We start from the raw sequence: 12,142 nt of genomic DNA, 5'->3' as shown, positions 1-12,142 counted from the left end.
TCGGTTCATATCTGGGTGGTATTATCAAAGATTCGCTCTGAGGTAAAAGGCGCCCGTATATCTTTTTGGCGCTTTAATTTAACACTTTACTTATGTGACCAGCATTGTGGCAGGATTAATTAGTTTTGTAGCACTACTTGAAACGCTAGGTGCCCAACCTTTAGAAAATTTAACTTTGAAGCGTAATATTTTTATTGGTAGCAGTTTGCTGTGTATTATAAAGTTGGTTGTCTTCTGTGCAAAGCAAAAGCAATTGTTGGTGAATTATCCGGGTACAAACATCTATGCTGACCATTTTTATTTTTGTAATGTTCTTTTATCAGTTAGACAAGATTGATCCGCAAATTCAACGGCAAATTAAGCAAAGTGAATATGCGTAATAGATTGAATAGGAGGAATTGTACAAATGCAGAAAGAATGGTTTAAAAATGCTGTGGTTTACCAAATTTATCCGCGTAGTTTTCAAGATAGTAATGCTGATGGCATCGGCGATTTGCGTGGCATTCAACAACGTTTAGATTATTTAGTCCAATTAGGTGTGGACGTCATTTGGCTTAATCCTATTTATCAATCGCCAGATGTTGATAATGGTTATGATATTTCTGATTATCGCAAAATCCAGCCTATTTATGGGACAATGCAAGATTTTGATAATTTATTAGCGGCAGTGCATCAACATCATTTGAAGTTAATGATGGATTTAGTAGTTAATCACACTTCTGATCAGCATCGCTGGTTTTTAGAAAGTAAGCAATCAAGAACTAATCCCTATGCTGATTTTTATATTTGGCGTGATCCGGTCGATGGTCATGCACCAAACAATTGGGGATCAGCTTTTAGTGGTTCGGCGTGGACTTATGTGCCTGAACGCCAGCAATATTATCTGCATTTGTTTGCACGTGAGCAACCTGATTTAAACTGGGAAAATAAAAAAGTGCGTCAACATGTTTATGAGGAGATGCGTTTTTGGTTAGATAAGGGTATTGATGGTTTTAGAATGGATGTTATCAATTTAATTTCCAAACCTTTTGGCTTGCCGGATGCCCCGCAAAGTTCCACTGCTTTATACGGTGATAGTTTTACTGCCGTAACTGATGGACCGCGTTTAAATGGATTTTTGCAAGAAATGAACCGTGAAGTATTGGCGCATTATGATATTATGACGGTGGGCGAAATGCCAGATGTAACTACTGCCGCTGCGATTGATTATGCTAATTTGAATGGCAAAGAACTCGACATGGTCTTTCAATTTCAGCATGTCGATCTAGGTGGCAATAGTGATCCACGTTTAGGTAAATGGAACGATGAAAAACCTGATTTGGTAGATTTAAAAAAGACACTTTCTACTTGGCAGACGCGTTTAGCGAATAAAGCGTGGAATAGTTTATATTGGAATAATCATGATCAGCCTCGGGCAGTATCACGATTTGGTGATGATCGTCCGCAGTATCGGGAATTGAGTGCCAAAATGATCGCTTTAACATTGCATGGCATGCAGGGCACACCATATATTTACGCGGGTGAAGAAATTGGGATGACCAATGTTAATTTCACGGATATTAGTGAGTTTGAAGATATTGAAGCAATCAACGCTTTTGAACAGTTAGTCAATCAAGAAAAAATCGTCGATGCTACGACAATGTTGCGGTATTTGAATACACGTTCACGTGATCATGCACGGACGCCAATGCAATGGAGTGACCAATTATATAGCGGTTTTTCTACGGTGCAGCCATATTTTGCTTTGAATCAGAATTACCCTGAGATTAATGTTGAAAAAGCTAAACAAGATCCGAATTCGGTATTTTATTTTTACCAAAAATTGATTGAATTGCGACATCAATTACCTTTGTTGACTTATGGCACTTATCAATTGCTGGATCCCGACGATCCGCAAATTTTCGCTTATCAAAGACAATATCAAAATCAAACTTTGTTTGTAATTAGTAATTTTAGCGAGCAAACTGTGCGGCACGCTTATTCCCAGGAGCAGGGGGAATTATTGATTCACAATTATGCTGAGGATTTAGGGCAAACTTTGCGTCCTTATGAAAGTAAAATGTACTATTATCAAAGTTAAGCATATTGTGACTAAGGTGGTCACGTCTTATAATTATCAGTTATAACTTACTAATGAGGATAGTGATCGTGTTTTGACCAAAACGGCTTTAATTATTGAAGGTGGTGCTTTACGCACATTTTTTAGTATGGGAGTTATTGATTATTTGTTGGAGAAGCAATTACAGTTTGACTATGTATGTGGCGTGTCAGCGGGCTCGATGATCGGGCTTAATTATATAGCCCAACAAAAAAAGCGCTCCATGCACGTTGATTTGCGTTTCTTGCATGATTCACGTTATATGGGAATTCGCCCACTTTTGCACTACGGGGAATTTTTTAACTTAGATTTTTTATGTGGTCCAATCGTCAATCAAGAGTATCCTTTGAATTTTCAACAAATTCAGCAATCTACACAAAGATTAGAAGCGGTGGTCACTAATTGTTTTACCGGGCGCAGTGAATTTTTGTCTGAAACTGGCTATGATTACGACTTACATGCGGTTAAAGCTTCTTCTAGTTATCCACTGGCTTCAAAAATCAAATGGTTACATGGACAACCTTATTTAGATGGCAGTATTAGTAATTCGTTGCCTTATCAAAGGGCTTTAGATCAAGGATATGATAAAGTAGTGGTAGTTTGTACGCGTGATGCTGGTTATCAAATGCCAATGGTTAATTTGACTTCATTGCGTTTAATGCGCCGTTACTATCATAAATACCCTAATTTGGTTACCGCGTATCAAAAGCGTCCCCAAAGTTATAATCAGCAATTTCAAAAAATGTTGCAGTTGCAGACAACAGGAAAAATATTTGTAATTCAGCCTGTACAGCCTTTAGAATTAGCAAATACCGAAACGAATTTAGCGTATTTATATGAAGTTTACCAACGAGGTTGGCAATTGTGTCAAACTGTTTGGATACAATTAAGAAGTTTTCTAGACAGCTAGTGGTTGTTTAGAAGGCTTTTTTAGTGATCATAAGTTTTAAAACGGGCTGTGCTATAATGAAAATTACTGAAAATATGGGAGCAAAAATAACTGATGACCGATGATAATGAACAGCTACATAAAGAAATAAATCAATTGACTAAGAATCATATGGCGATCCCTTGGGCAAAATTGACCCAAAACTCTAATGCTGAAGTGGTTACACAAGCTTCCCTGATGATGAAAGCAGCTATTGTCGGACGTGTCGGTATAATGATGCTTTCCTGTGGTACAGGAGCTTGGCGCGTACGTGAATCGATGAACACCGTGGCTCGAGTTTTGAAAATTGTTTGTACAGCTGATATTGGTCTAGTTTCTATCTCGTACAGCTGTTTTGATAAAAATGATAGTGTAGCTGAAACGCTAACCTTAGCAACCAGTGGTGTAAATACAGATAAATTAAGTGCTATTGAGCACTTTGTACGTTATTTTGCCCAAAAAGGCGCCACGTTAACAGTGCATCAAGTCCATGAGCGCATGGACAAAATTAACCAAAAATCGCCTAATTATACGCCATTTTTGTTAGGATTGGCAGCTGCTTTTGCCTGCAGCTCGTTCGTCTTTTTGCTGGGCGGTGGCTTAGTAGAAATGTTCTGTTCTTTTGTAGGTGCAGGAATTGGTAATTATGTTCGTGCTAAACTGAATCAGCGCCATTTAACTTTATTTGCTGGTTTAGCAGTTGCGGTGGCTTTGTCGTGTTTAATTTATTTGAGTTTGGCGCGTGGCTTAGAATTATTATTTCAAATTAGAGGCATTCATGAAGCAGGTTATATTGGTGCTATGTTGTTTGTAATCCCTGGATTCCCCTTTATTACAAGTGGTTTAGATCTAGCCAAATTAGATATGCGTTCGGGCATTGAACGATTTATTCATGCTTTTTCCATTGTGATGGTGGCGACCTTGATTGGTTGGTTATTAGCTCTAGCTAGCGACCTGCATCCCAGTAATTTTGCACCATTGCATTTGAGTGTTTGGACTTTATTACTGTTGCGCATTCCCGCTAGCTTTGCCGGAGTTTATGGTTTTTCGATGCTCTTTAATAGTGCACCCAAAATGGCTATGATTGCTGCTTTGATCGGTGCTGTTGCTAATACTTTGCGCCTGGAATTAGTCGATTTAACTACGTGGCCATCAGCAGTTGCTGCTTTGATTGGTGCTTTGACGGCAGGATTATTGGCAGCAGCTTTCCATGAAAAGTTGGGCTATCCGCGCATTTCTTTAACAGTGCCTGCAATTGTAATTATGGTACCAGGACTTTACATGTATCGAGCCATGTATTACATTGGCGTCGGATCTTTATCCATCGGCGCGCAATGTTTAGTTAACGCTCTTTTAATCTTAGCTTGTCTGCCCTTGGGACTAATTTTAGCTCGCATTTTGTTGGACAAAAAGTGGCGATATACTAACTAAATAAAATTAATTTCTGTAAAAATTAATTTTACAGAATACATATTTACATTAAATCATCTGGCACGTTCAGATCTTCAATAAATAAATAGTTAATGGGTTTCAAAAATTTTTGTGAAATTATTAGCATTTCGTAGTCATGGAAAGGTACGTTTCCGTGTTCTTTTTGTTCGTACTGGCGTCGGTTGCGTAATCCGATCAAGTTAGCCATATAAGTCGTGCTATAGCCTAAAGAAATACGCGCATCACGTAAATTATTTTTAGGGCGAAGGATTTTTTCTTTTAATTCAGATTTCTCAATATCGGGCATAATAATGTCAACTCCTAATTAAAATAGAAAACTAGTTACTGAGCAATAATTATGAAAATATGATGGCAATACAACACATATTTTTTAATATTGTAGTTAAATATACCATCATCTGCAATTAATTTCTTGTAAATAAAGTATAATTTCACAAATAAAAATCACTCATTATCAGTATAACAGTGTGATTTATTGAAGCAACATAATTATCCGGTTATCTATATATCAATTTCAACTAATGCTAATGCGATAGCTTATTTCTTGATAAAAAAAACAGTTGCTCTTATGATGACTTTGTAAACAGGGATAACTCCCTAAATTTTGGAGGTAGATTAATGGCAGAGTTAGATGCAAGACTAAACAAAATTGGTATTGATCGGATTGCGATTAGTCCTTACAAGCAATATTCACGGGGGTACATGGAACCGGGAAATATTGGTAATGGTTATGTAACTGGCATTAAAGTCGATGCCGGCGTCCGAGATAAAACTGATGATGATGTTTTAGACGGCATTGTTTCGTACGATCGTGCAGAAACAAAAAACGCCTATATTGGTCAAATTAATATGACTACCGCGTCCAGTTTTACTGGTCCACAAGGGCATTTTTTAGGCTACGACATGTTACGCAATCCTGAAATTGATCAAGTTGATCCATTATTTACAGTTGAGCAATGGGATGGTAGTCAATTGCCAATTTATGATGCTAAACCGTTACAAGATACATTAGTTGAATTTTTTGGTGTTGGTGATGAGCGTCGCCATTATCCAGCACCAGGTAGTTTTATTGTTTGTGCAAATAAGGGCGTGACAGCTTCTCGTCCCAAAGCTGATCAACAGATGAAGCCCGGTCAAGGATATGGCGTTTGGTCGGCAATTGCAATTTCTTTTGCCAAAGATCCTGTGAAAAACTCTAGTATGTATATTGAAGATGCCGGCGTTTGGGGTACACCAAACGAAGAAGAATTGGTTGAATTCTTGAATCATCGCCGGCGTGCTATTGCAAAGTCAGTAGCTGCTTGCGGTCAAGATGCAAACACTTCTTTTGCTAGCTCATGGATCGGTTTTGCGCATACAATGATGGAACCGGGGCAAATCGGTAATGCGATTACGGTTGCGCCATATGTTTCTATCCCTGTTGATGCGATTCCTGGTGGTTCTTTATTGACACCAGATACAGATATGAAAATTATGGAAGATTTAACTTTGCCTCAGTGGTTAGATAAGCAAGGCTATGATTCCATCGTGGAGACAAAGCACATTAAATATTAATAACGATGGTTGAAAAGGGGTATTGCTGTGAATTCTAATAAAAAGCAAGCTGCTAAAACTTCGGGTTCAAATACCCAAAAAGTTGGTGTAATTGGTCTAATTGCCTTTGTCCTATCGGCTATGGTAGGTGGCGGTATTTATGATTTGCCGCAAAATATGGCGATTAAGGCTGGGATGGTCGGTCAAGTTCTTGGTTGGATTTTGACCGGGATTATCATGTGGTTTATAGTGCGGTCATTTTTAACACTTTCTGAAATTAGACCGCAGTTTACTACTGGTCTTTACAAGTACGCTGAAGATGGTTTTGGTAAGTTTACCGGTTTTTTTGTCAGTTGGGGTTATTGGATTTGTGAGTGTTTCGCTAATGTGACTTATGCTGTGCTATTGATGTCCACTTTAAATACATTATGGCCCGGTGTGTTTGGTAATGGGAATAATATTCCTTCTATCATTGGTGCCAGTGTGATTTTGTGGGGTATGAGTTTATTAATCTTAAACGGTATTAAGGGTGCTAGTTGGGTTGATATTACTGGTACTGTTGTCATGTTATTGTCCACTGCTGTATTTTTAGTGACAATGATTATTGTCTTTAATTGGCACACTTTTACGACGAATATGTTTGCTACACAAACTATTCCACATTTAAGCGATAAGAGCATGGGTTCATTAGCTAACCAAGTTAAAAATACGATGATAACTACTCTTTGGGTCTTCGGTGGTGTAGAAGGCGCAGTGGTTTTATCTGGTAAAGCACGCAGTCAAAAAGATGTTCGCTCAGCTACTAAATATGGTTTCTTAATTTGTTTAGTTCTTTATGCGATGGCTTCACTATTGCCACTGGGTTTAAGAAGTTACGGACAAGTGGCTGCTATGCATTCACCATCTTCTGGCGAATTAATGAATATTGTTGCTGGACCTTGGGGTCGGGCAGTCATTACTTTTGGTGTTGTGATTGCCGTTTTGTCTAGTTGGTTGACGTGGACATTATTGTTATCGCAAATGCCTGCTGCAGCTGCGGAAGACAAGACTTTCCCACAGGCTTTTGCCAAAATTAATAAAAATAAAGTTCCTTCGTTTTCGGTAATTATTTCTACTATAGTAATGGAGATTATTTTGATTGGCAGTCATTTTGCTGGACATGCTTTCAACACTATGTTGACAATTGTCGGAACAATGACTGTGCCACCATACTTTATTTCAATGCTGTATTTATTTAAAGAAAGTGGCAGCAATAAAACATTCAATCCGCAAAAATTAACAACGACTAGTTCACGAAATGGTGCGCGCTGGGTTAGTTGCTTAGCCATGTTAGGGACTTTGTTTATGGGGTATGCTGCCGGGATTGAATATATTACTTTAGCATTTATCATTTATGCTTTGGGAATACCCGTCTTTATGTATGCGCGCAGACAACATGCACCCAAAGAAGCAATGTTTACCAAATATGAAAAGATTTTTGCTGGTGTGATTTTGTTGGTTGCTGTTTTAGGGATTGTATTTGTGACTATTAAGCATTAATTATAAAGAGGTGATTTGCTAATGAGTGTAGATTTGGCTGATAATGAGCAATTTGTGCATAAACATTTGCCTGAAGTAAAAAATAAGCAAATTATTCCAGCTTTGCGTCAAGTTTCCCGTAAAATTTATAGCATTGCTTTGAATGAAGACGGTGAAGTTGGACAAGTTATTTTCACTGCTGGCACCAAAGTTTATTATTATGATCTCAAACAACCAGATTCTTTGCAGTATCGGAGCCGTGAAGATGTTAAAAGTATTACGGGAGTCAAGGCAGCACCACATGGGGCAATTAAAATCGAATTTGTCGATAAAGAAAAATGGGAATTCGCTGATATTATTGCTGGGCGCGTATTTGATTTAGCGCAAGCTATCAGCCCACAATCTAATGAACAAGCTGCTTATGACAATACGATTCGCGGTGGTTTTCCGCAGTTGTTGGATAGTGATCATGCTCCAGAAGTTGATCGGTTGCGCAACTATATGCAATCTGGTTACATTAGTCAATATGAATATGATGATAGTAATCCAGCTTTGCCGAAAGCTGGCAAGTAAATAATCATGCGTCTCACACTTGAACGGTGTGGGACGTTTTTTTAATTAGTCTAAAAATGTTAAAATGTTAAAGTGTTTGTATTAACTTACAGAAATTTAGGTAAGTTTTAATTTAATATTGCGGGGGAGCGAGAGAAGATGCATTTATTGCAAATGAGTAATGTCAGCTACAAGAAAAATGGGCGAGTCATTCTAGGAAATGTTGATTTAACGCTAGATAAAGGCCATTTTGTAGGGTTAGCAGGCATTAATGGAGCCGGTAAAACTACTTTGATGCGTTTAATTGTCGGCGTTTCCAAAGCAAGTGCGGGTCAGATTGAAGTTGCCGGCGTGAAAGCTGCGGATCTTATCAAAGAGCATGTTAGTTTTTCAGATGGTTTAGTGGGTTTTCCTAAGGGAACGCAAGTGAAAAATGTGGCGGCTTTTTATCAGCATTTGTATCCGGATTTCAAACCGGAACGTTATCAACAATTAGCAGAGTTTTTGAATTTACAATCGGAGGATAAGGTAAAAGATCTTTCTAAAGGTACACGTGAACGTCTCACCATTGCAGTAACTTTGGCGCGGGATACGGATCTATACTTACTAGATGAACCTTTTAGCGGTGTTGATGTGATCGGTCGCAAAAAAATCATCGCTAGTATTTTAGATTGGATCGGTGATGATTCCACGATTATGATTAGCAGTCATCATTTAGAAGAAATCAGCGAAGCTTTGGATGAGTTAGTCATTATTAAAGATCAGACTGTTTTTGACCACAAAACTCGCGCAGAAATGGTGGAATTAGGTAACGATAGTGCTAATCCTGTGGAACAATACTTTGAACATATTTATGAGGGGGAAGAATGATGACTAAGTGGGGTTCAGTTTTAACGGTCACTTTTAAAGAACAGTTTAAATTAGCAACGCAAACGCTCTTAATTAATTTATTGGTCTTGGTAATTTCGACTGTCTACTTTTGGGCAAATTCAGGACGCAAGAATTTGAACGATATTTTCATTGGTGATTTTATTTTGTGGAGCTTTATTTTTTTAATTGTTGCCTTTATTCGTATTTTGCGCCGTTCTTTGCAGCACGCGCGTTCGAATCGTTTTCGTTTGCTGCCTATTGCTGATTGGAAACTGTATTTAGCACAGATTACTAGTGCTACACTCAGTTTTGCGTACTTTTGTTTAGTGGATGTCATTTTAGGCATTTTATTAATGCTTGCTGAAGGCGTACCATTTTCTGGTGATTTTATGAGCGTCTTGAATATTTTCGCTAGTTTTATTATTTGGTTAATTATCGGTCTTATTATAGGGCAGACTTTCTGGCTTGCTTTTATTCAGTTAATTTCTTTTTGTAGTAATTTGATTTTGCAAAAAATTCCGGGTGGTTCCGTGACAATTGTTAAGGTAGCTATTTATGTTGTGGTAGCATTTATTTGCATGTTTATATACAGTCTTGTTTCTAACCTGATTCCACAAGATTTTCTTTTGGATATGAGTACTTCCAATGACCTTAAATTATTTAATGGGCTAATTTGGATGATGATGAAATTGGATCTCTTGGTATTTGTTTTAACGGCAATTGTAGTCAGCATTAATGCTTATATATTCAGCAAATTAGAAACTAATCGCTAAACTGTTATTCGCATCTGTGGTGTGCTAAAATGTTTTATTAATATTTTGAAGTTGGGGATAATTACATGACAACTATGGATGTTAAGCAACAAGAACAAGCACATTTGGAAGAAGTTAAAAAGAAGATTTCTCAAGCGCAAGCTAAATTAGCTAAAAGTATGAAAACAGCTAAAGCTGATATTAAAGAAATTGATCGTACTTTTAGCGATGATTTGCACGTTGGGGTGGGCGATGATTCGATTTCGATGGCGGGAGCTTTATCTATTCACCAGCAACAGCAGATGTTGGCTGAACGTAATAATTCTTGGCAACGCTCACAACAGCAATTAGGAGTTTTACAAAAGTTAGCCAAGACGCCTTATTTTGCACGAATTGATTTTCAAGAGTTACCATCTGGTAAACCCGAAACTATCTATATTGGTTTAGCGTCGTTTAGTGATGTGCAAGATCACTTTTTGGTTTATGATTGGCGTGCGCCGATCTCTTCAATCTATTATGATGGTGATTTAGGTGAAATTACCTACCAAACACCTGATGGTCCCCAAGCAGTTGATGTGAATTTGAAGCGCCAATTTATTATTGAAGACGGTCAAATTAAGACACTGTATGATACTGAAGAAACAATCGGCGATCAGATGTTGCTAGAAGTGTTGGATCAACGAGCTAGTACACAAATGAAGGGTATCGCGACAACCATTCAGCGCGAACAAAATCAAATTATTCGCGATACTGACTCTGATTTATTGTTTGTTCAGGGGGCTGCAGGTTCTGGTAAAACATCAGCTATTATGCAGCGAATTGCGTATTTGTTGTATCGTTATCGCAAACGTTTAACTTCCGGACAAGTCGTCATGTTTTCGCCAAATATGTTATTTAATGATTATATTAGCCAGGTTTTGCCAGAGATGGGTGAACAGAATATGGTGCAATTGACATATTTACAGTATGTTGCACGGCGCCTGCCTAAGTTGAAATTACAAACTTTATTTGAACAGTTTGAGCAGAATATGCAACACAATAATACAGCCGTGACGCAATTTATCACGGACTTAGATTTCTTTAAGTTGCTTACTAATTATGCGCAAATTCTCAGTAGTGGCGGTGTTTATTTTCGTGATTTGCGTTTTCGCAATCAAGTTTTAATTTCCCACGAGCAAATTGCGAATATCTATTATAGTTTTGGTCCGCAATATAAGCTAGTGAACCGAATTGATGGAACGCGCCAAAAGTTATTGCGATTGTTAAATAAGAAAATGAAGCAACAAAAGCGCAAAGATTGGGTACAAGAAAAGATTGAAGCACTAAGCCAAGAGCAATTGCGATCTCTATATGATAATCCAGATCAAGAATTTGCTAATAGCGATGATGAACAAAATTTTCTCGCACAAAAGATTGTGCTGGAAGCCTTTGAACCTTTGGCACATCGTATCCGACAAAATAGCTTCATTAACCTGACCCAAACTTATCGCAAGTTTTTGCAAGTAGTGCCCCAACTAGTGGTGTTGGAAAACTATCAGTTGACTAAAGCGCAGTGGCAAATGTATACGCAACAGTTTCAACAAAATCTCCAAATGAAAAAAATTACGATTAATGATATTTCGCCTTACTTATATTTGTATGATTTAATAACAGGACGCCATGGCGATAATAATATGAAGTTTGTCTTTATTGATGAAATTCAAGACTATACGCCTTTTCAATTGGCTTACTTGAAATATAATTTTCCCAAGGCACGCTATACTTTGTTGGGCGATTTGAACCAATCTATTTTCGTGCAAGATAGTGCAGGAACATTATTGAAAGAAATTCAACAATTGTTTGCAGGCGACAAGACTAAAGTGGTGCAGTTGACACATTCTTATCGTTCCACTAAGCCAATTACTGAATTTACAAAGAAATTATTGTTGCGTGGTGAGAAAATTTCTTCCTTTGAACGCAATGGTGATTTGCCTAATATTGCGGTGGTTGCTGATCAACAAGCGATGTTACAAGCTGCTCAAAAACAACTGCAGTTAAATGATCAACAAAATTATGCCACCGCGATTATTACTAAAGATTTGCAGCAAGCCCAGCAAGTATATCGCCAATTACAAGACAATCAAGTTGCGACAACTTTGATCCGTTCGGAAAATCAGCGCTTAGCGGCAGGAAATATTGTAATCCCCGCTTATTTGGCTAAGGGCTTAGAGTTTGATGCAGTTATTATGTGGAATATGAGTGCTGGACAATTTACTGCGCAAGATCGTCAATTAATTTATACCATTGCTTCACGTGCAATGCACCGGCTGACCATTTTGGCAGTTGAACAATTAGATTCGATTATTGCGGCAGTGCCCAAGCAGTTATCCCAAAAAAGCTTTTTTTAATAAGCTTTTTTTATTATTTGATTATTTTTTGTGTGATTTGTGTAAAAGATTA

11 protein-coding genes are annotated in these 12,142 nt (G+C 37.8%); 10 read left to right on the top strand and 1 reads right to left on the bottom strand.

Going from position 1 to position 12,142, the window contains the following annotated elements; translation table 11 throughout:
* The first annotated feature begins 94 nt into the window (after window positions 1-94).
* The 4 genes from MOO47_RS02785 to MOO47_RS02770 all read left to right on the top strand — a co-directional run bounded on the left by MOO47_RS02785 (window position 95) and on the right by MOO47_RS02770 (window position 4,457).
* Complete coding sequence (locus tag MOO47_RS02785; protein ID WP_249513280.1) at window positions 95-337, top strand: hypothetical protein; 243 nt, start codon at window positions 95-97, stop codon at window positions 335-337.
* Between the two features lie 69 nt (window positions 338-406).
* The gene (locus MOO47_RS02780; protein ID WP_249513279.1) at window positions 407-2,080 is read left to right on the top strand and encodes a glycoside hydrolase family 13 protein; all 1,674 of its coding nucleotides are present in this window, start codon (window positions 407-409) and stop codon (window positions 2,078-2,080) included.
* Window positions 2,081-2,153: 73 nt separating this feature from the next.
* Window positions 2,154-3,008: a patatin-like phospholipase family protein gene (locus MOO47_RS02775; RefSeq protein ID WP_249513278.1), complete on the top strand. Its 855-nt coding sequence runs from the start codon at window positions 2,154-2,156 to the stop codon at window positions 3,006-3,008.
* 93 nt (window positions 3,009-3,101) lie between these two features.
* Window positions 3,102-4,457, top strand: coding sequence for a threonine/serine exporter ThrE family protein (locus tag MOO47_RS02770; RefSeq protein WP_396022052.1), 1,356 nt, complete (start codon window positions 3,102-3,104; stop codon window positions 4,455-4,457).
* A 43-nt stretch (window positions 4,458-4,500) separates the two neighbouring features.
* Here the strand turns inward: MOO47_RS02770 and MOO47_RS02765 are convergent, their stop codons facing one another.
* Entirely contained in the window at window positions 4,501-4,764 is a 264-nt protein-coding gene (locus MOO47_RS02765; protein WP_249513277.1) for an XRE family transcriptional regulator, read from the bottom strand.
* Between the two features lie 332 nt (window positions 4,765-5,096).
* On the opposite strand from MOO47_RS02765, the gene hdcA reads away from it, so the two are divergent.
* From hdcA to helD, 6 genes are all read left to right on the top strand, one after another.
* On the top strand, window positions 5,097-6,032 hold the full coding sequence (gene hdcA, locus MOO47_RS02760; protein WP_249513276.1) for a histidine decarboxylase, pyruvoyl type: 936 nt from the start codon (window positions 5,097-5,099) through the stop codon (window positions 6,030-6,032).
* 27 nt (window positions 6,033-6,059) lie between these two features.
* The gene (locus MOO47_RS02755) at window positions 6,060-7,550 is read left to right on the top strand and encodes an amino acid permease (RefSeq protein WP_249513275.1); all 1,491 of its coding nucleotides are present in this window, start codon (window positions 6,060-6,062) and stop codon (window positions 7,548-7,550) included.
* A gap of 21 nt (window positions 7,551-7,571) precedes the next feature.
* Window positions 7,572-8,102, top strand: coding sequence for a histidine decarboxylase maturation protein HdcB (hdcB, locus tag MOO47_RS02750; protein ID WP_249513274.1), 531 nt, complete (start codon window positions 7,572-7,574; stop codon window positions 8,100-8,102).
* A 138-nt stretch (window positions 8,103-8,240) separates the two neighbouring features.
* Window positions 8,241-8,951, top strand: a complete 711-nt coding sequence (locus MOO47_RS02745; RefSeq protein WP_249513273.1) for an ATP-binding cassette domain-containing protein — start codon at window positions 8,241-8,243, stop codon at window positions 8,949-8,951.
* Window positions 8,948-9,724 carry a hypothetical protein gene (locus MOO47_RS02740; RefSeq protein WP_249513272.1) on the top strand — a complete coding sequence of 259 codons (777 nt, stop codon included), beginning with the start codon at window positions 8,948-8,950 and terminating at the stop codon, window positions 9,722-9,724. The genes MOO47_RS02745 and MOO47_RS02740 overlap by 4 nt, the downstream gene beginning before the upstream one ends.
* A 65-nt stretch (window positions 9,725-9,789) precedes the next feature.
* Window positions 9,790-12,090 carry an RNA polymerase recycling motor HelD gene (gene helD / locus MOO47_RS02735; protein WP_249513271.1) on the top strand — a complete coding sequence of 767 codons (2,301 nt, stop codon included), beginning with the start codon at window positions 9,790-9,792 and terminating at the stop codon, window positions 12,088-12,090.
* Window positions 12,091-12,142: the final 52 nt, after the last annotated feature.

Source organism: Bombilactobacillus thymidiniphilus, from assembly GCF_023380245.1.
GTDB classification, from domain to species: domain Bacteria; phylum Bacillota; class Bacilli; order Lactobacillales; family Lactobacillaceae; genus Bombilactobacillus; species Bombilactobacillus thymidiniphilus.
The sequence above is the reverse complement of the archived record's forward strand: the minus strand, read 5'-3'. Positions and strand labels throughout refer to the sequence as shown.